Source organism: Agrobacterium leguminum (assembly GCF_015704895.1).
In the GTDB taxonomy this organism is placed as follows: domain Bacteria; phylum Pseudomonadota; class Alphaproteobacteria; order Rhizobiales; family Rhizobiaceae; genus Agrobacterium; species Agrobacterium leguminum.
Window position 1 is genome coordinate 184,682 of the sequence record NZ_JADQWB010000001.1, and the last position, 18,039, is coordinate 202,720.

General features: G+C 60.0%; 27 protein-coding genes. 16 read left to right on the plus strand and 11 right to left on the minus strand.

From position 1 onward, the window contains the following. Positions 1 to 202: 202 nt before the first annotated feature. Positions 203 to 364, plus strand: coding sequence for a hypothetical protein (locus I3J13_RS25650; RefSeq protein WP_020808936.1), 162 nt, complete (start codon positions 203 to 205; stop codon positions 362 to 364). Continuing rightward, positions 361 to 678: a DUF6105 family protein gene (locus tag I3J13_RS00930; RefSeq protein WP_003521478.1), complete on the plus strand. Its 318-nt coding sequence runs from the start codon at positions 361 to 363 to the stop codon at positions 676 to 678. The genes I3J13_RS25650 and I3J13_RS00930 overlap by 4 nt, the downstream gene beginning before the upstream one ends. On the opposite strand, the gene ruvX is transcribed toward I3J13_RS00930, so the two are convergent. Next, on the minus strand, positions 630 to 1,109 hold the full coding sequence (gene ruvX / locus I3J13_RS00935; protein WP_003521476.1) for a Holliday junction resolvase RuvX: 480 nt from the start codon (positions 1,107 to 1,109) through the stop codon (positions 630 to 632). The genes I3J13_RS00930 and ruvX overlap by 49 nt on opposite strands. A gap of 14 nt (positions 1,110 to 1,123) precedes the next feature. Then, on the minus strand, positions 1,124 to 1,426 hold the full coding sequence (locus tag I3J13_RS00940) for an alkylphosphonate utilization protein (RefSeq protein WP_196377964.1): 303 nt from the start codon (positions 1,424 to 1,426) through the stop codon (positions 1,124 to 1,126). 84 nt (positions 1,427 to 1,510) lie between these two features. Here I3J13_RS00940 and I3J13_RS00945 point away from each other — a divergent pair, with 84 nt between their 5' ends. From I3J13_RS00945 to I3J13_RS00960, 4 genes are all read left to right on the plus strand, one after another. Continuing rightward, positions 1,511 to 2,215, plus strand: coding sequence for a metal-dependent hydrolase (locus I3J13_RS00945; protein ID WP_196377731.1), 705 nt, complete (start codon positions 1,511 to 1,513; stop codon positions 2,213 to 2,215). A gap of 127 nt (positions 2,216 to 2,342) precedes the next feature. Next, positions 2,343 to 2,630: an Asp-tRNA(Asn)/Glu-tRNA(Gln) amidotransferase subunit GatC gene (gene gatC / locus I3J13_RS00950; protein ID WP_003496362.1), complete on the plus strand. Its 288-nt coding sequence runs from the start codon at positions 2,343 to 2,345 to the stop codon at positions 2,628 to 2,630. 53 nt (positions 2,631 to 2,683) lie between these two features. Further along, positions 2,684 to 4,165: an Asp-tRNA(Asn)/Glu-tRNA(Gln) amidotransferase subunit GatA gene (gene gatA, locus I3J13_RS00955; protein ID WP_196377732.1), complete on the plus strand. Its 1,482-nt coding sequence runs from the start codon at positions 2,684 to 2,686 to the stop codon at positions 4,163 to 4,165. 20 nt (positions 4,166 to 4,185) lie between these two features. Beyond that, a complete protein-coding gene (locus I3J13_RS00960) occupies positions 4,186 to 4,653 on the plus strand; it encodes a GNAT family N-acetyltransferase (protein ID WP_196377733.1) in 468 nt (155 codons plus the stop codon). Positions 4,654 to 4,722: 69 nt separating this feature from the next. Here the strand turns inward: I3J13_RS00960 and I3J13_RS00965 are convergent, their stop codons facing one another. Beyond that, positions 4,723 to 4,980 (minus strand): YjhX family toxin, encoded by a 258-nt coding sequence (locus I3J13_RS00965; protein WP_003521470.1) that lies wholly within the window; start codon positions 4,978 to 4,980, stop codon positions 4,723 to 4,725. A 274-nt stretch (positions 4,981 to 5,254) separates the two neighbouring features. Between I3J13_RS00965 and I3J13_RS00970 the strand changes: the two genes are divergently transcribed. Next, complete coding sequence (locus I3J13_RS00970) at positions 5,255 to 5,764, plus strand: GNAT family N-acetyltransferase (RefSeq protein ID WP_196377965.1); 510 nt, start codon at positions 5,255 to 5,257, stop codon at positions 5,762 to 5,764. Here I3J13_RS00970 and I3J13_RS00975 read toward each other — a convergent pair. Next, positions 5,746 to 6,078 (minus strand): DUF1294 domain-containing protein, encoded by a 333-nt coding sequence (locus tag I3J13_RS00975; RefSeq protein ID WP_196377734.1) that lies wholly within the window; start codon positions 6,076 to 6,078, stop codon positions 5,746 to 5,748. The genes I3J13_RS00970 and I3J13_RS00975 overlap by 19 nt on opposite strands. A 151-nt stretch (positions 6,079 to 6,229) precedes the next feature. Between I3J13_RS00975 and gatB the strand changes: the two genes are divergently transcribed. From gatB to I3J13_RS01000, 5 genes are all read left to right on the plus strand, one after another. Beyond that, a complete protein-coding gene (gene gatB, locus I3J13_RS00980; protein ID WP_196377735.1) occupies positions 6,230 to 7,735 on the plus strand; it encodes an Asp-tRNA(Asn)/Glu-tRNA(Gln) amidotransferase subunit GatB in 1,506 nt (501 codons plus the stop codon). A gap of 211 nt (positions 7,736 to 7,946) precedes the next feature. Beyond that, positions 7,947 to 8,444 carry a GNAT family N-acetyltransferase gene (locus tag I3J13_RS00985; RefSeq protein WP_196377736.1) on the plus strand — a complete coding sequence of 166 codons (498 nt, stop codon included), beginning with the start codon at positions 7,947 to 7,949 and terminating at the stop codon, positions 8,442 to 8,444. Continuing rightward, positions 8,441 to 8,914 carry a GNAT family N-acetyltransferase gene (locus tag I3J13_RS00990; protein WP_196377737.1) on the plus strand — a complete coding sequence of 158 codons (474 nt, stop codon included), beginning with the start codon at positions 8,441 to 8,443 and terminating at the stop codon, positions 8,912 to 8,914. Before I3J13_RS00985 ends, I3J13_RS00990 begins: the two co-directional genes overlap by 4 nt. 109 nt (positions 8,915 to 9,023) lie before the next feature. After that, positions 9,024 to 9,422: an NADH:ubiquinone oxidoreductase subunit NDUFA12 gene (locus tag I3J13_RS00995; protein WP_003521463.1), complete on the plus strand. Its 399-nt coding sequence runs from the start codon at positions 9,024 to 9,026 to the stop codon at positions 9,420 to 9,422. Positions 9,423 to 9,554: 132 nt separating this feature from the next. Next, on the plus strand, positions 9,555 to 9,992 hold the full coding sequence (locus tag I3J13_RS01000; RefSeq protein ID WP_003521462.1) for a DUF2155 domain-containing protein: 438 nt from the start codon (positions 9,555 to 9,557) through the stop codon (positions 9,990 to 9,992). Positions 9,993 to 10,009: 17 nt separating this feature from the next. Here I3J13_RS01000 and I3J13_RS01005 read toward each other — a convergent pair whose 3' ends face one another. The 6 genes from I3J13_RS01005 to I3J13_RS01030 form a co-directional block, all read right to left on the minus strand. Then, positions 10,010 to 10,453: a hypothetical protein gene (locus I3J13_RS01005; protein ID WP_236000791.1), complete on the minus strand. Its 444-nt coding sequence runs from the start codon at positions 10,451 to 10,453 to the stop codon at positions 10,010 to 10,012. Between the two features lie 79 nt (positions 10,454 to 10,532). After that, a complete protein-coding gene (gene aat, locus I3J13_RS01010) occupies positions 10,533 to 11,177 on the minus strand; it encodes a leucyl/phenylalanyl-tRNA--protein transferase (protein ID WP_196377739.1) in 645 nt (214 codons plus the stop codon). A gap of 6 nt (positions 11,178 to 11,183) precedes the next feature. After that, complete coding sequence (gene accC / locus I3J13_RS01015; protein WP_080817145.1) at positions 11,184 to 12,530, minus strand: acetyl-CoA carboxylase biotin carboxylase subunit; 1,347 nt, start codon at positions 12,528 to 12,530, stop codon at positions 11,184 to 11,186. A gap of 12 nt (positions 12,531 to 12,542) precedes the next feature. Continuing rightward, complete coding sequence (accB, locus tag I3J13_RS01020; protein ID WP_059752742.1) at positions 12,543 to 13,034, minus strand: acetyl-CoA carboxylase biotin carboxyl carrier protein; 492 nt, start codon at positions 13,032 to 13,034, stop codon at positions 12,543 to 12,545. Positions 13,035 to 13,059: 25 nt separating this feature from the next. Then, positions 13,060 to 13,497 (minus strand): type II 3-dehydroquinate dehydratase, encoded by a 438-nt coding sequence (gene aroQ / locus I3J13_RS01025; RefSeq protein WP_077982408.1) that lies wholly within the window; start codon positions 13,495 to 13,497, stop codon positions 13,060 to 13,062. A 125-nt stretch (positions 13,498 to 13,622) separates the two neighbouring features. Beyond that, on the minus strand, positions 13,623 to 14,390 hold the full coding sequence (locus I3J13_RS01030) for a DsbA family protein (protein WP_003521455.1): 768 nt from the start codon (positions 14,388 to 14,390) through the stop codon (positions 13,623 to 13,625). Between the two features lie 173 nt (positions 14,391 to 14,563). On the opposite strand from I3J13_RS01030, the gene I3J13_RS01035 reads away from it, so the two are divergent. Further along, positions 14,564 to 15,721: a pyridoxal phosphate-dependent aminotransferase gene (locus tag I3J13_RS01035; RefSeq protein WP_003521454.1), complete on the plus strand. Its 1,158-nt coding sequence runs from the start codon at positions 14,564 to 14,566 to the stop codon at positions 15,719 to 15,721. Positions 15,722 to 15,749: 28 nt separating this feature from the next. Here I3J13_RS01035 and I3J13_RS01040 read toward each other — a convergent pair whose 3' ends face one another. Continuing rightward, the gene (locus tag I3J13_RS01040) at positions 15,750 to 16,433 is read right to left on the minus strand and encodes an ArsR/SmtB family transcription factor (RefSeq protein ID WP_196377740.1); all 684 of its coding nucleotides are present in this window, start codon (positions 16,431 to 16,433) and stop codon (positions 15,750 to 15,752) included. A 74-nt stretch (positions 16,434 to 16,507) separates the two neighbouring features. On the opposite strand from I3J13_RS01040, the gene I3J13_RS01045 reads away from it, so the two are divergent. From I3J13_RS01045 to I3J13_RS01055, 3 genes are all read left to right on the plus strand, one after another. Further along, positions 16,508 to 16,834, plus strand: coding sequence for an NIPSNAP family protein (locus I3J13_RS01045; protein WP_196377741.1), 327 nt, complete (start codon positions 16,508 to 16,510; stop codon positions 16,832 to 16,834). After that, positions 16,831 to 17,196: an antibiotic biosynthesis monooxygenase family protein gene (locus I3J13_RS01050; protein ID WP_196377742.1), complete on the plus strand. Its 366-nt coding sequence runs from the start codon at positions 16,831 to 16,833 to the stop codon at positions 17,194 to 17,196. The genes I3J13_RS01045 and I3J13_RS01050 overlap by 4 nt, the downstream gene beginning before the upstream one ends. 127 nt (positions 17,197 to 17,323) lie before the next feature. Further along, positions 17,324 to 18,028 (plus strand): SDR family oxidoreductase, encoded by a 705-nt coding sequence (locus I3J13_RS01055; RefSeq protein WP_196377743.1) that lies wholly within the window; start codon positions 17,324 to 17,326, stop codon positions 18,026 to 18,028. Positions 18,029 to 18,039 lie beyond the last annotated feature (11 nt).

An 18,039-nucleotide genomic window follows, 5' to 3' on the forward strand; every position in this document is an offset into this window, starting at 1 on the left:
AAAGAAAAATCAGTCATGTTTTCACCGGGCCGGCAACCGCCCGGCGCATCCGGCCGTTCACGCGATCACGTTCTTTTCCACATGCCGGCCGCCCGTCGTTAACCATAATGACAGCTTTCATTTGCCTCGCCATGGCTGCCGGTCCAGTGTGGATTAACGAAATGTTAACCATGCGCAATGATTGCGCATAAGGGAGCCGCAAGTGAGCCGCTGGACAGCTTTAGGCGTCATGATGACGTTTTTTGTGATGCTGCCGTTGGATATCGACGCGCCGGCGCTGAACCTCTGCCTTATGGCCGTGGTGCGCTGGGCGGTGCTTGCCGGCGTTCCCGATACGATGTTTGTGCGGGGGCAGGCGGCATGAAGTGGTTTCTGATCCTCTGGGCCGGTCCCGTCGCGCTGCTGGGCAGCTGGTACTGGCTTTCCTATTACGACATGAGCTTCGGCTTCTACATGCTCACACGCCAGACCCATGATCTGGTGTTCGAGATTTACGGCAATATTCTCGGCCTGCCGCCGGAAAGCCTGCCGCCGCTGGTGGCGCGCGCCATCGCCGTCGACAGCCTGATCGTTTTTGCGATTCTCGCCTTCCGCAAGAGAAAGCAGATTGCGGCGTGGTGGCAGGGCCGTCAGTCGGCCGCGCGGGTGAGTGCGGAAAGCCTGTCCAGCGCGCCCTGAAGAATGAAGCTTGCGGCTGCCGAATCGATCCGTTCGGCGCGCTTTGCGCGTGAGACGTCCATTTCCAGCAATGCGCGCTCGGCCGCGACCGTCGAAAGCCGCTCATCCCAGAAAATGAAGGGCAGGGCGGTTTTTTCGCCCATGGTGCGCACGAAGGCGCGCGTCGCCTGAACGCGGGGACCGGCCGAACCATCCATGTTCATCGGCAGACCGATGATGAAGGCGAAAACTTTTTCCTTTTCGGCGAAGGCCAGCAGCACTTCCGCATCCTGCGTGAATTTCACCCGTTTGATGACGGGGCGCGGCGTTGCGAAACGCCGCGACAGGTCCGACATGGCAAGTCCGATCGTCTTCGTGCCAAGGTCGAGGCCGGCAATCGCCTGTCCCGGCTGAAGCGCCTGCGCCAGTTCCTCAATGGTGAGTGTTGCCATGTCGCGAGTTGCCTTTATCGTTTGCGGACGAATTCGGTGCGCAGCACCAGACCCTTCACCGCATCATGTTTGCAATCAATCTCTTCCGGATTATCGGTCAGGCGGATCGACTTGATGACTGTGCCCTGCTTGATGACCGTGCTGGTGCCCTTGACCTTCAAATCCTTGATCAGGGTGACGGAATCGCCATCCGTCAGCACATTGCCCGCCGCATCGCGCACTTCATTTGCGCGCGCCGCTTCTGCAGCCAGCTCGGAGGCCGGTCGCCATTCACCGGTCGCCTCGTCATACACGTACTCGTCATCATTTGCGGCCATGGTCGCCTCTCTTAAATATTGGTAGTGCGGTTGTTCAGGCCGTCCTATGTCATAATATACCGGCAATACAAAGGAGAACTTCCCATGAAAATCACCTGGCTCGGCCATTCCGCCTTCCGCCTCGAAAACGGCAGCGCGAAGATCCTCATCGATCCGTTCTTCACAGGCAACCCCGGTTTTGCCGGGCAGGACGGAAAGACGGCGGCCGAAGGCATCACCCATATTCTCCTGACCCACGGCCATGGCGACCATGTCGGCGATACTGTGCAGCTTGCCCGCGAAACCGGCGCGACGGTTCTTGCCAATGCCGATCTTGCCGCCTGGCTTTCCGCCAAGGGCGTCGCGAAGGTCGATATGGGCAATACCGGCGGCACGGTGCATTTCGACAGTTTTTCCGTCACCTTCACCAATGCGCTGCATTCTTCCGCCCAGATCACCGAAGACGGCGTCTCCCATTCGCTCGGCAATGCCAACGGTCTGATGCTGCATTTCGAAGACGGCCCTGCCGTCTATCACATGGGCGACACCGACATCTTTTCCGACATGAAGCTCATCAATGAACTGCATCAGCCGGATATCGGCCTCGTGCCGATCGGTGACCGCTTCACCATGGGCGGAGCCGTCGCCGCGCTCGCCTGCCAGCGCTTCTTCAATTTCGGCAATGTCATTCCCTGCCATTACGGTTCCTTCCCGATCATCGACCAGACCCCGGATAAGTTCGTGGCAGGCATGGAAGGATCGGAAGCACGCGTCCACACGCCCAAGCCGGGCGATGCGCTGTCCTTCTGACCTTTCGCTTTTACGCATGTCGTGACGGCAAAACCGTTACACAGTTTGATGCGACATGCTTTCTACCGTTGCGAATGGCGGACATGGTGATTATAGCGGGTAGGAAAATTCTGACCGGAGTAGAACCATGTCCGTCGATCTCGCCACCGTAAAGCGCGTTGCGCGCCTTGCCCGTATCGCAGTCAGCGAAGAAGAAGCACAGAATATGCTCGGCCAGCTGAACGGCATTCTCGGTTTCGTGGAGCAGCTTTCGGAAGTGAATGTCGACGGCGTTGAGCCGATGACCTCGGTGACCCCGGTGGAGATGAAAAAACGCGCCGACGTGGTGACCGACGGCAACAAGGCGGAAGACATTGTCGCCAATGCGCCCGCGACCGACCGGGACTTCTTCATGGTCCCGAAAGTGGTCGAATAAGCGACCGCCTCTGCCGCCCGATTTTTCCAAGATTTCGAAAGCCGTTGCCGACCATGACCGACCTGACGAGCCTGACCATTGCCGAAGCCCGCGAAAAGCTGAAGGCCAAAGAATTTTCCGCCCTCGAGCTGACCGACGCCTATCTCTCCGCCATCGATGCGGCGAACGGCGCGCTGAACGCCTATGTCGCGCTGACGCCTGAAAAGGCGCGCGATATGGCGAAAGCCTCCGACGAACGCATCGCCGCCGGCAAGGCTGGCGAGCTGGAGGGCGTTCCGCTTGGCGTGAAGGACCTTTTCGCCACCCGCGACGTGCACACCCAGGCGTGTTCGCATGTTCTCGATGGCTTCAAGCCGAAATATGAATCCACCGTCACCCAGAACCTCTGGGATCAGGGCGCCGTCATGCTCGGTAAGCTCAACATGGACGAATTCGCCATGGGCTCGTCCAATGAAAGCTCCTGGTACGGCCCGGCCATCAACCCGTGGCGCGCCAATGGCTCCGACCAGAAGCTGGTGCCCGGCGGCTCCTCCGGCGGTTCGGCCGCAGCCGTGGCCGCGCATCTCTGCGCCGGCGCCACCGCGACCGATACCGGCGGCTCCATCCGCCAGCCGGCGGCCTTCACCGGCACCGTCGGTATCAAGCCGACCTATGGCCGCTGCTCGCGCTTCGGCATCGTCGCTTATGCCTCTTCGCTCGATCAGGCAGGCCCGATTGCCCGTGACGTGCGCGATGCCGCGATCCTGCTGAAGACCATGGCGAGCGTCGACGCCAAGGATACGACCTCCGTCGACCTGCCGGTGCCGGACTACGAAAAGGCCATCGGTCAGTCGCTCAAGGGCCTGAAGATCGGTATTCCGAAGGAATATCGCGTCGACGGCATGCCGGAAGAAATCGAAAAGCTCTGGGCCAAGGGCGTCGAGTGGCTGCGCGATGCCGGTGCCGAGGTCGTCGATATCTCGCTGCCACACACCAAATACGCGCTGCCTGCCTATTACATCGTCGCGCCGGCGGAAGCCTCGTCCAACCTTGCCCGTTATGACGGCGTCCGTTACGGCCTGCGCGTCGACGGCAAGGACATTGCCGACATGTACGAAAAGAGCCGCGCCGCCGGTTTCGGCAAGGAAGTGCAGCGCCGCATCATGGTTGGCACCTATGTGCTGTCGGCCGGTTATTACGACGCCTATTACCTGAAGGCGCAGAAGGTCCGCACCCTCATCAAGCGCGACTTCGAAAACGTCTTCCACGAGGGCGTCGACGCCATTCTCGCCCCCATCACACCGTCTTCCGCCTTTGCAGTCGGCGACGAGGAACTCGCCTCCGATCCGGTGAAGATGTACCTGCAGGACGTTTTCACCATCACCGTCAACATGGCCGGTCTTCCGGGCCTTTCGGTTCCGGCCGGTCTCGACGGCAGGGGCCTGCCGCTCGGCCTGCAGCTCATCGGCAAGCCTTTCGAGGAAGAAACGCTGTTCAAGACGGCGCATGCCATCGAGCAGGCAGCCGGCAAGTTCACCCCCGCCAAATGGTGGTGAAAAGCCTAAAGCTACGAGACATGAACGAAGCCGACCGCGGTGCGGTCGGCTTCGTCGGTTTTGCGGCATGGCGTTCCGGTGACGCCTTCGACGACAGCTATCTCGATCCTGATGTCATCGAGCGGGTGAGGTGCGAATTCGAGAGTTTCGCCAAGTCTCCGACCGGTGATATTGTCGTCGCTGAAATGGACGGCGTTGTTGCCGGCTGGGGAGCGTGCGATAAGGCACCGCATCACATTTCCGATCTCTGGGTGGACCCGAACTGGCAGGGCAAGGGGATCGGCAAAGCCCTGATCCTTCATTTTCTCGACAGGATGCGCGCGCAAGGCCTGCCGCTTGCCACCATCGACACCCACGCCAGAAACCGCGCAGCCATCGGTCTTTACGAGCGTTGCGGATTTGAGATCGTCTGGCACGGCATGGAATGGTCCGACATCATGAAAGTCGAACTCGAGAAGGTGAAGCTAGAGCGCAGGCTCTCGCCATAACCCGCTCTTACGGCCGCAGCGGCTTCTCGGCGAAATGCCGGGCGACAGCGCTGCCGCCGCCCGGTTGATTTATCTATTGTCCAGCTCGCCCCGCACGAGTTCCAGCCCGCGCGTGGTGATGCGGTAGGGCTTGCCGCCGGAAGAGGCGATGGCTCTCTTCCGTTTCAGCTTGCGGAAGGTGAGGAGATCGAGGCCGCTGAAAATCCAGCCGTCACGCGTGTAGAGCGCGAGTTTTTCGATTTTGTGGGCGTCGTCTCGAACGAGTTCAATTCTGCCGCCCTGGGCGAGCAGGTGAAGAATGCGCTGTTCGGCGCGGGAAATGTCCATTTTTGGAAGTCCGGTCGGCGTCATATAGACGCGTGAAAGCAAATCCGGGTGCGGTTAAGGCATCCGGCTCGGTTTCAGCATGGCCCGGCGCGCAATAAACTTGCGGGCAGGGCCTTTACCGGGACTCCGATTGAGCGAACATAAAAACTCCGTTCTTGCTCCTTTTGGGTAGCGGGCAAAGCCAAGGCGGTCAAGTCCCGCCAGGCGCGAGAAAACCATGCTGGTCGAATCGCCCTGGCAATGGTTTAATTTCAACGGCCATGGAGGGCGCGGCTTGATCGTCATTCGCAATGCGCATGAGCAGGAAGCGGAGGTTCTGGCGGCCATCGGCCTCAGGGCATGGCGGCAGGCAACCGCGGCTCTCGGCATCACCCCGACCCTTTATGACAATGCGGCCAGCGCCTTTTCCAATTTTACCCGCTCGTCATGGCTGGCGATCAGGGTGGCGGAGTGTGGCGGCTCGGTTGCGGGTTGGGCGGCGCGGGAGCATTTCGACGAGACGATTTCCGATTTCTGGATCGATCCTGATTTTCAGCGCCGGCGGGTCGGCACCCACCTGTTGGGCGATGTCGAAAGGCTGATAGAGGACAGGGGGTTCGAGACCATCCGGCTTGAAACCCATGCCCAGAATGAGCCGGCCGTCGCCTTTTTTCGCCACCATGGCTATAGCGTCCGCTGGCTCTCCGTCTCCTATGCGCCGAAACTCGACCGCGAAGTGCAGTCGGTAGGCCTGCAGAAGCAATTGGCCGAGGTCGAGAGCGGTCTTTATGGGCCGGCTTTCTGAGACAGAGTTTGCAGAGCCCCCACCAGCCGCATCGGCCAGTCCGGCATGATCGCGAGCGATACGACAAGGCCTGCCTGCAATATCACGATCGATATCAGGATGCTGCGGAACGGTTCCTTGCGCGTTTTATGCCGAAGCAGCCGTTGTGCCGAGATCGCGCCCAGGCTGCCGCCGATGAGCGCAAGCGATAAGAGTGTGCTTTCCCGGATGCGCCATGCGCCATTTCTCGCCGCTTCCTTGTCCCACCAATAGACAAGAAAGACGAAAAGATTGAAGGCGATATAGGTTATGAAACAGAGAGCGATCGTCACCATGACGTGAATTGAAACCGGGAAGCGTAAAAAACGCGTATCCTGTATCGGCGAAAATCCCGGGCCTGGCGTGAGAGGGTGCAAGATGTCTTGCGCCCGCGCTCCATTTGTTCTACCCACCAAGGCCAAAGAACCCGTATATCGTGAGCTTCAGATGACCCTTGTAGACGTGCGCACCCCCGACCCGAAACGCTTCATTCCCGGCGCCACCGGCGATTGGGAAATCGTGATCGGCATGGAGGTGCATGCGCAGGTTCTCTCCAATTCCAAGCTGTTTTCCGGTGCTTCGACCACTTTCGGCAATGCGCCGAATTCCAACGTGTCGCTGGTGGATGCCGCCATGCCCGGCATGCTGCCCGTCATCAACGAGGAATGCGTGAAGCAGGCGGTGCGCACCGGTCTCGGCCTGAAGGCGAAGATCAACCATCGCTCGATCTTCGACCGTAAGAACTACTTCTATCCGGACCTGCCGCAGGGCTACCAGATTTCGCAGTTCAAGGACCCGATCATTGGTGAGGGCACCATCACCATTTCGCTCGGCCCGGACCGCCAGGGCAATTTCGAAGATATCGAGATCGGCATCGAGCGTCTGCATCTGGAGCAGGACGCCGGCAAGTCCATGCATGACCAGCACCCGACCATGTCCTTCGTGGATCTGAACCGTTCGGGCGTGGCGCTGATGGAAATCGTCTCCAAGCCGGACATGCGCTCGTCGGACGAAGCCAAGGCCTATCTCACCAAGCTGCGTTCCATCGTGCGTTACCTCGGCACCTGCGACGGCAACATGGATGAAGGCTCGATGCGCGCCGACGTCAACGTCTCCGTGCGCCGTCCGGGCGAAGGTTTCGGCACGCGCTGCGAAATCAAGAATGTCAACTCCATCCGCTTCGTCGGTCAGGCTATCGAATATGAGGCGCGCCGCCAAGTCGCAATTCTGGAAGATGGCGGCGTGATCGATCAGGAAACCCGCCTGTTCGATCCCGGCAAGGGCGAGACGCGCTCCATGCGCTCCAAGGAAGATGCGCATGATTACCGCTATTTCCCCGATCCGGACCTCTTGCCGCTCGAATTCGACGATGCTTTCGTCGAAGCGCTGAAGGTCGACCTGCCGGAACTGCCTGACGACAAGAAGGCCCGTTTCGTGGCCGATCTTGGCCTGTCGGTCTATGACGCTTCGATCCTCGTTTCGGAAAAGGCGATTGCCGATTATTACGAGGCCGTCGCCGCCGGTCGCGATGCGAAGGCTGCCGCCAACTGGGTCATCAACGATCTGCTCGGCGCGCTCAACAAGTTCGGCAAGGACATCGAGACGACGCCGGTTTCGCCAGAACAGCTCGGTGGCATCATCGATCTCATCAAGGCCGAGACCATTTCCGGCAAGATCGCCAAGGACCTGTTCGAGATCGTCTGGAACGAGGGCGGCAACCCGGCGGAAATCGTCGAGGCGCGCGGCATGAAGCAGGTGACCGATACCGGCGCCATCGAAAAGGCCGTGGACGAGATCATCGCCGCGAACCCGGATCAGGTCGAGAAGGTCAAGGCAAAGCCGACGCTCGCCGGCTGGTTCGTCGGTCAGGTCATGAAAGCAACGGGCGGCAAGGCCAACCCGCAGGCGGTGCAGGCGCTGGTGAAGGCCAAGCTCGGTATCGAGGAAGAGTAAGCGGAGTTTGCCTCGTGGCCCCGAAAGAGGCATTGAGGCAGAAAGCTCTCATCCGTCATCCTCGGGCTTGACCCGAGGATCTAACGACGCACCAGGTCCAACGTGCTCATATCCTCGGAACAAGCCCGAGGATGACGTGAAGTACGAGGGACCGACATCACTTCTGCCGGGATCAACGCCCGGCATTTCTGTTTCAAGACGGAGCCAAATCATGTTCTTCATCCGCACGGCAAGCCTGCGTGACATCGAGCCGGTGCGCACCCTGCTCGCGACGACGTGGCACGCGACCTATGATGCGCTCTACGGCGTGGACAAGGTGAACCAGCTGATCCTTGCATGGCATTCGCCGCGGGCCATGAAGGACCGCATCGAGAAAAAGGGCGGCGAGTTTCTGGTGGCTGACGACGGCAAGCGGATCGGCGGCATGGCCTATGGCTCCATGTCCACCAAAATGGCGAAGACGGCCCTGCTGCACCAGCTCTATGTCGCGCCCGACCTCCAGCGGCAGGGCATCGGCCGCGATCTCTTCGCCGAACTGGAAACCTGCTTTCCGGATGCGGAAATCATGCGGCTGGAAGTCGAACCTAAAAATACTGTCGCAATCGCCTTTTATGAAGGCGTCGGATTTGTCGAGGTGGACCGAATCGAGCGCATGGCGGGCATCGAGGGGTTGCCCGGCATCGTTATGGAAAAGAGCCTGACCCGATGAATGAGACATTGCAGAAGCTGATCATCCGCACGGCGCGCGAAGACGATCTTCCGGCGCTCGCCGCCATTTTTGCCGCTGACGAGATCGGCGGCCACGGGGATACGGCAGAAGAATCGGCGCAGCCGGATTATCTCGCCGCTTTCCGCGCCATCGAGGCATCGCCGAGCGAAACGCTCTATGTGGCCGAACTGGATGGCGAGGTGGTCGGCACCTTCCAGACGGCGATCCTGACCAAGCTCGTCGGGCGAGGGGCAAAGTCCATGGTGATTGAGGCGGTGCAGACGCGCGCCGACATGCGCGGTCGCGGCATCGGCGCGGTGATGATCAATCATTGCCTGGAAGAAGCTCGCCGTCAGGGCCTGAACGCCGCGCAGCTGACGTCCAACATGGCGCGGCTGGACGCTCACCGCTTCTATGAGCGGCTGGGTTTCGAGAAGCGGCATTTAGGCTTCAGGATGAAGCTGAAATAGCGCGGATATATCTCGAAATGCTGGACAATTGCCGTGAGGGGCGGCATAAGCATGTCTTGTGCCGTGCACGGAAAATCGCTGCGGCGCATTCAAGCCCGAGGAACGTAGAATGAAGACTCTCCTGACGCAAATCTTCACCTGGTGGAACGGCCAGACGATCGGAACGCGGTTTCATACCTGGCGTTTCGGCAAGAAGGTAGGACAGGACGAGTTGGGCAACACCTATTACGAAGGCGGCACCACCTCCTGGGGCATGCCGCGCCGCTGGGTGATCTATAACGGTTATGCCGAAGCGTCGGCCATTCCGCCCGGCTGGCATGGCTGGATGCATTACCGCACCGACGTGCCGCCGAGCCAGGAAAGCTACGTTGCGCGCGACTGGCAGAAGCCGCACCAGCCGAACCTCACCGGTTCGTCCAAGGCCTATCGCCCGCAGGGATCGCTGGCCGTGGCCGGCGAGCGCCCGCGCGTGACCGGCGACTACGACGCCTGGACCCCCGGCAACTAAGCATCTTGTGATGCGCGGTGTTGTGCAAAACGCCGCGCTTGCATCCGGCCTCACCGGTTTTTGCCACATTCCGCCCTTAGGCGTTGATCCGGTCGGCGGTTCGACACAGGCAAATATTTGGAGACATATCGTATGAGGAAATTCACGCGGGATCGTTCTTTGCGTGCGCTGACAGTCTCGCTGTTTGCAGCGGTCTCTGCTGTCATCCTCATTTCGCCCGTTTCTGCTGCTCGTCTCGAAAACCGCGTGGCGGTGTTTTCCGGCATCGACAAGATCACCGGCCGCATCACCTCCTTCGATGTTTATATCGACGAGACAGTGCAGTTCGGCGCGCTTCAGGTGACGCCGAAAGTCTGTTATTCCCGCGACCAGACGGAAACCCAGAAGATCGACGCTTTTGTCGAGGTCGATGAGATCACGCTCGACCGCAAGATCAAGCGGATTTTCACGGGCTGGATGTTCGCCGACAGCCCCGGCCTCAACGCCGTGGAACACCCGATCTACGACGTGTGGCTGACGGGCTGCAAGCAGGACTCGGAAGTTCCCGCTCCCTCTACGGCAAGCAAGTAATTAACCCACGACCCCGCCTATTTCTGGCGTCTGAGCTTCTCGGCCAAATCGGCCAGGGCTTTGCTTTTGCTTTCCAGTTGTTCGATCATTTCCTCCCGCGTCAGTTCGGGCTCGATCACGATCGGAACGGTGAACTTATTGGGCTGATCGCTGGCGGGAGGCGAGGGGAACCTGATTTCAGAAAATGCCCTCTTCACGGCCGTTCTTGTCTGATAGGTGCTATCCCTTATGTTTTTGACCTGAACAGCCTGCATCTTTCCCGTCGGGTCAACACGGAAAGTAACAAGGAGCACCTGCTTCTTGTTCGTCCGCACAACCTTGAATTCCGGGCGGCCGGTTACGCCCGTCAAGGCTCGGGAAATTTCGCTTCGCCAGGCGGCCTGAGGGTTCGGGCGCTGTTCGGCAGCGGTGACATTCGCCGCCGGCGCCAACATCAATAACAAGGCCGCAATCCAGCGCATGACAATCCCCCGGTGAACCATATATCATGATCGGATAGGTCATGTTTTTGAGGGTTGCAAGCAAAATCTCAGGTTGTTTTCAGCGTGGATTTTCTTGCGCAGACAATTTTTCGAAGGGCACATCCGGCCTGTCGACAGCCGCTTCAAGTATCGTGGCATATTCCGACTTTGGAATATCGATTGCCCCGAATGTCTTCAGATGTTCGGTCGTAAATTGCGTGTCGAGCAGCGTAAATCCCTGCTGCCGCAAACGCTCGACCAGATGCACGAGGCAAATCTTCGATGCATTGGTGCGGCGGGAAAACATGCTCTCACCGAAGAAGGCGGCACCGAGCGAGACACCGTAGAGCCCGCCGACAAGTTCCTCGCCCTCCCACGCCTCGACACTATGGGCGTGGCCGATCTGGTGCAACTCGGTATAGAGCCTGCGGATGGTGGCGTTGATCCAGGTGCTCGGCCTGTCCGGCGCTTCCGCCGCGCATCCGGCCATCACCGCTTCGAAGGCGGTGTTGAAGCGAATCTCGAACGGCTTCCTGCGCATCGCCTTGGCGAGGCTTTTGGAAACGTGAAAACCATTGAGTGGGATGATTCCACGAATTTCCGGCTCGACCCAGAAAAGCTCGGGATCGTCAGCCGAATCGGCCATTGGGAACAGGCCGGCGGAATAGGCGCGCAGCAGGATATCGACCGTTATGCCGTTATTTCTGCTGCGCCGCCCAACCATATCGTCTTAGTGAGACGCGTCACCGGCCAGATATTTTTCCAGCCAGTGAATGTCGTAATCGCCGTTCAGGATATCCTCGTTTTCGAGGAGGTCCTGGAAAAGCGGCAGCGTGGTCTTGATGCCGTCGACGACGAACTCATCCAGCGCCCGACGCAGGCGGCGAATGCACTCGTCACGGTCGCGGCCGTGAACGATCAGCTTGCCGATCATGCTGTCGTAATAGGGCGGGATTTTGTAGCCCTGATAGGCGCCTGAATCGACGCGCACGCCAAGGCCGCCCGGCGTATGGAAATAGGTCAGCGTGCCCGGTGAGGGAACGAAGGTGCGCGGGTCCTCGGCATTGATACGGCATTCGATGGCATGGCCATGGAATTCGATATCCGCCTGCGTGACCGACAGGCCCTGGCCGGAAGCGACCCTGATCTGTTCCTGCACGAGATCCATGCCGGTGATGGCTTCCGTCACCGGATGCTCCACCTGCAGACGGGTGTTCATTTCGATGAAATAGAACTCGCCGTTTTCATAAAGGAACTCGATGGTGCCGGCGCCGCGATATTTCAGCTTGCGCATGGCGCTCGCGCAGATCTCGCCGATCTTCATGCGCTGTTCGACGGTGAGGGCCGGCGAATTGGCTTCTTCCAGCACCTTCTGGTGACGGCGCTGCAACGAGCAATCGCGTTCGCCGAGGTGAACGGCATTGCCTTCGCCATCGCCGAAAACCTGCACTTCGATATGGCGCGGCTTGCCGAGGTACTTTTCCATGTAGACGGCGTCGTTGCCGAAGGCTGCTGCCGCTTCGGAGCGGGCCGTCGCAACGGCCTCTTCCAGATCGGCTTCGGTCTTCGCCACCTTCATGCCGCGACCGCCGCCGCCCGCCGTCGCCTTGATGAGGACCGGGAAGCCGATCGTCCGGGCGATTTCGAGCGCGTTTTCAGGCTTCACTTCGCCATCGGAACCGGGAACCACGGGAATGCCGAGTTCCTGCGCCGTCTGCTTGGCGGTGATCTTGTCGCCCATGATGCGGATATGTTCGGCGGTCGGTCCGATGAAGGTGATGCCGTGCGCGTCGAGAATGTCTGCGAACTTGGCATTTTCCGACAGGAAGCCGTAACCGGGGTGAACGGCGTCCGCACCGGTGATTTCGCAGGCCGCGACGATCTGGTGGATGTTGAGGTAGCTGTCACGCGAGGGCGGCGGGCCGATGCACACGCTTTCGTCGGCAAGGCGCACATGCATGGCGTCCGCGTCGGCCGTGGAATGCACGGCCACCGTCGGAATGCCAAGCTCCTTGGCGGCGCGCAGGACGCGTAGCGCGATCTCGCCGCGGTTGGCTATGAGGATCTTCGAAACCATGCTGAACCGCCTTTATTCGATGACCACGAGGGCTTCGCCATACTCCACGGGCTGAGCGTCGTTGACGACGATTTCCACGACCTTGCCGGACTTGGGAGCCGGGATCTGGTTCATGGTCTTCATGGCTTCGACGATGAGGATGGTCTGGCCTTCCTTGACGGTTGCACCCACTTCGATGAAGGGACGTGCGCCCGGGGCAGGCGACAGATAGACCGTACCGACCATCGGCGACGACACGGTGTTGGCCGGGTTGCGGGCAGGCGCTGCGGAGGCCGCAGGGGCGGCCGGCGCGGCTGCGGCCGGTGCAGCAACGGGGGCTGCTGCCGGTGCGGGCGCATAGGCAGCAGGCGCTGCGGCATAGACCGTGGCGGCGGGAGCGGCGCGGGAAACGCGGATGCGCAGGTCGTCCTGCTCCACTTCGATTTCCGAAAGGTCGGTATCGTTGAGGATATTCGCGAGTTCGCGGATCAGTTCCTTGTCGATACCCTGTTTCTTTTCAGACATGACAAACCCTATTCTTTGTTTCTTTTTATGCCGTGATGTTTTTCAGCGCGTGAAGCGCCATGATGTATCCATATGGTCCGAAACCGCAGACCATGCCCTTTGCCGCGGGTGATACCATCGATTTGTGACGGAACTCTTCGCGGGCGTGGATGTTGGAAATGTGCACTTCCACGACGGGCGTGGAAATCGCGCGAATGGCGTCATGCAACGCGATGGATGTGTGGCTGTAGGCGCCGGGATTGATGACGACGCCTGCCGCCCGCTCGCCCGCCTCCTGCAACCAGTCCACCAGCACGCCTTCGTGGTTGGACTGGCGGAATTCCACTGCGAAACCGAGATCGGCACCGGCTTGAAGGCAATCATTCTCGATGTCCTTCAGCGTCTTGCCACCATAGATACCCGGTTCCCTTTTTCCCAGCATGTTGAGATTGGGGCCGTTGATGACGATGATGATGTTGCTCATTCACGTTTCCATAAGAAAATCAGCGACACCTATAGACTGCGCAGCCGTCAAGGAAAAGCCCCCGCAAGCCCTAAACCGGCCGCTTGGCAGGCATCTCACAGGGAATGCAGTGGCTTTTTTAGCAATCAGGAGCAGGTGGCTTTTCCACAGCTGCGCATATTGGCGATTTTTTCCTTCAGCGGGTCGGCGCCGACCGCACCGAAAACCGCCTCGTCGCCGACGATATAGGACGGCGTTCCGGTGATGCCGAGGCTGGTTGCCAGCTTGTAAGTCTCCTGCACCTGCTCGTCATTGGGGTTCTCCGCCATCGATTTGCGGATGTCGGCTTCCTTGAGGCCGAGCGAGGTCGCGACTTCCATGGCGCTGTCCTCATTCGCCCGTCCGCGGCCGCCGAGGAGCGTGCGCTGGAATTCGGGATACTTGGCCGGTGCAAGCAGCTTCACGGCGTTGGAAACGCGGTGGGCCGCAACCGATTCCGGTCCGAGGATCGGAAATTCCTTGAGGACGACGCGCACCTTCTTGTCGCTCTTCAGGATATTGTCCATGTCGCCCATGGCGCGTTTGCAATAACCGCAATTGTAGTCGAAGAACTCGACCAGCGTGACGTCGCCATCCGGGTTGCCGAGCGCCAGATCGAATTTCGATTCGAAGATGGCCTTCTTGTTATCGGCGACGGCTTCCGCCGCCTTGGCATTGCGCGCGGCATATTGCTTGCGCTCAAGCGCATCCTGAACCTCAAGCATGATCTCCGGGTTCTCGATCAGATATTGCTTGATGAACTCGCCCATTTCCTTCTTCTGCTGCTCGTCGAGCGCATGGGCGGGCAGGGAGGCGAATACCGTCGAAAGGGCCGTCACGCTGGCGAGAAGGGTGGAACGGAGAAAATGCGCCATATCGGTCCTCATTCTGTGCGGCCGGAGCCTCTTGAAATCTGATGAAGGCAATTACCTTACTTTAAGCCAAATGCCATACGGCAAAAATACTTGTCCGCATTATGATCGCATGATTGTGAAGATTGTGATTCTGCGGCAAGTCTCTGAAATACGGTTCAGGAAAGAGCATGCCCTTGATTACGATGTCGAAGCGGAGCGCAGTCGAACCCTTTCACGCCATGGATATTCTGGCGGAAGCGAATCGGCGCAGGCAGGCGGGCCGCCCCGTCATTTCCATGGCGGTCGGCCAGCCCTCGCATCCCGCGCCGAAAGCCTCGCTTGCGGCGGCTGAGGCGGCGCTGAAACATGGGCGCATCGGTTACACCGACGCACTGGGTCTGCGCGAGCTGCGCGAGGCGATTGCCGGTCATTACCGGCTGCGCCACCAGGTCGCCATCGATCCGGCCCGCATCGCCGTGACCACGGGTTCATCTGCCGCCTTCAACCTCGCCTTTTTGAGTCTTTTCGATGCGGGCGATTATGTCGCCATCGCAAGGCCCGGTTATCCTGCCTATCGCAATATTCTGAAGGCGCTCGGCCTCAATGTCGTGGAAGTGCCGGTCACGGCTGAAACCGGTTATACGCTGACACCGGCAAGTCTGGAGCGAGCGGAGACAAAGGCAGGCTGCAAGCTGAAGGGCGTGCTTCTGGCAAGCCCGGCCAATCCAACCGGCACGGTTACCGGCCGCGAGGCGCTGAAGCGGCTGGCGAGCTATTGCGAAAGCCGCGACATGGCTTTCATTTCGGACGAGATTTATCACGGCCTCACCTTTGTCGGCGAAGAGACGAGCGCGCTCGAAATCACCGACAATGCCGTGATCATCAATTCCTTCTCGAAATATTATTGCATGACCGGCTGGCGCATCGGCTGGATGGTGCTGCCCGAGAACCTTGTCCGCCCCGTCGAGTGTCTCGCCCAGAGCCTTTATATTTCCGCGCCCGAACTGTCGCAGCTTGCGGCGACAGCGGCCTTTTCGGCGGCGGAGGAGCTGGATGTCTACCGGGAAAGCTATCGCACCAACCGCGATTTCCTGATGGCGCGCCTGCCGGAGATCGGCCTGCCGCTGGCATCCCCGATGGATGGCGCTTTTTATGCCTATGTCGATACCAGCCGCTTTTCCAATGACAGCATGGATTTTGCCAAGCGCATGCTGGCGGAAATCGATGTGGCGGCGACGCCCGGCATGGATTTCGACCCCGAGGAAGGCCACAGGGCGCTGCGCATTTCCTATGCGGGTTCCGTGTCGGATATCGCCGAGGCCGTTGGACGTATTGCCGGCTGGCTGAAGTAAGTAAGCCGGGATCATCCGATTAGGGAGATCAGGCGGGCGTGCAGCCGAAGGTGCTGTTGAACGCCTTTTCGCCCTTTGCAGTGAAGGTCAGCACACGGCCGTTTCCGCGCCGCAGCCAGTCCCGCTGCTGCATGGCTTCGAGAAGCGATGCGCCAAGCCCGCCGCCGAGATGATGGCGGCGTTCGCTCCAGTCGAGGCAATGCAGGCAGACCGGGCGACGGGCCTTTTCGAGTGACGAAAGGTCGATGCCGAAGCTTGAGAAGAAGTCGCGTCCGCTCTCCGTCAGGGCAGGATCGTCACCTGACGTCACGAGCCCTTTTGCGGTAATGGCGGCAAGCAGCGCCACGCCGCTCTCCCCGGCCAGATGATCGTAGCAGATGCGCGCTTCCCGCAGCGCCTTGTCCTTCGGTCCCGTGCGGACGCGGACTGCGCCCGTGCGCTGGGCAAGACCCATCAACGCTTCCAGAACATGCGCCACATCCTCGTCGGAAAGACGGAAATAGCGGTGACGCCCCTGTTTTTCCGCTTTCAGGAGTTGCGCCTCGGAGAGCTTCGACAGATGCCCGCTGGCGGTCTGCAGGGTCACGCCGGCGGCTTCGGCAAGCTCGCTTGCGGTCAGCGCGCGTCCGTCCATCAGCGCCGTCAGGATGTTGGCGCGGGCAGGGTCGCCGATCAGTGCGGCGACATTGGCGATCAGAGGTCCGTCTTTCATGCTTCGATGGTAGCCGAAGCATTGATGCAAAGCAATGGCGTAAAAGAGAAAGGCAAAACACGAGGAGACAAACGATGCTGACCTGTTTCATCCGCTACGAGATCGATCCTTTCAGGGTCGATGCCTTTGAGCGATATGCCCGCACATGGGGTGAGGCGATACCGCGCTGCGGGGCCGATCTGATTGGTTATTATGCGCCGAAGGAGGGATCGAGCACCATTGCCTACGGTGTCTACAACATCGAAAGTCTTGCCGCTTACGAAGCCTACAGGGCACGGCTCGCCGCCGATCCTGCGGGGCGGGAAAATTACGAATTCGCCCGCCGCGAACAGTTCATTCGCCGTGAGGACCGGCTTTTCCTGCGTCTCGCCTCCGCTCCGCACGCCGGAGGCGGACGATGATCGCCGTTATCTTCGAGGTCTGGCCGGCTGAAGGCGAGAAGCAGCATTACCTCGACATCGCGGCAGGCCTGCGGGCTGAACTGGAAACCATCGACGGCTTCCTGTCCGTCGAGCGGTTTCAAAGCATCGGCAATCCGGACAAGATGCTGTCTCTGTCCTTTTTCCGGGATGAGGAGGCGGTGAGGGCATGGCGCAATACCCTGCCGCATCGCGCCGCGCAGTCGCTGGGCCGGTCCGGTGTTTTTTCCGATTACCGGCTGCGTATCGCGCAGGTGATCCGCGACTATGGCTTGGAGGAGAGGGAGGAAGCGCCAGCCGACAGCCGGAAAGCCCATCCGGCAGAGGGAGATGGCTTGGGCTGACATTTCCAGCATCAGTTTTTCTGCATGCCGTTGCAAGGCTTTCTGGTTCGAACTCGTCTTTGAAACCCGTTATAGATGGGCCAATGTGGTGCGGGACACCCTTAAGGTTAGGACAAGGAGAAAAGCGATGTCGGCAGAAAAAGTAGCGATTGTAACGGCAGGCGGCAGCGGCATGGGGGCTGCCGTGGCGAAACGTCTGGCCGCGGATGGCTACAAACTCGCGATCCTGTCCTCTTCCGGCAAGGGAGAGGCGCTGGCGCAGGAGCTGGGCGGCATCGGCGTTACCGGCTCCAACCAGTCCAATGACGATCTCCAGCGGCTCACGGATTTGACGCTCGAAAAATTCGGCCGCATCGATGTGCTGGTCAACAGCGCCGGCCATGGCCCGCGCGCCTCCATTCTCGATATTACCGACGAGCAATGGCACACCGGCCTCGATGTCTATCTGATGAACGTCATCCGCCCAACGCGGATCGTCGCGCCCGTCATGGTGAAACAGAAGGCGGGCGCCATCGTCAACATCTCGACCGCCTGGGCTTTCGAACCGAGCAGCATGTTCCCGACATCCGCCGTTTTCCGCGCCGGACTTGCCTCCTACAGCAAGATTTTCGCCGATACCTATGCGGCCGACAATGTGCGCATGAACAATGTTCTGCCCGGCTGGATCGACAGCCTGCCGGCGACGGAGGAACGCCGCGAGAGCGTGCCGATGCAGCGTTACGGCAAGAGCGAGGAAATCGCCGCCACCGTGGCATTTCTCGCATCTGAGGGGGCCGGGTATATTACCGGTCAGAATATCCGCGTTGATGGCGGGCTAACGCGGTCTGTTTGACGGGTTGGCCT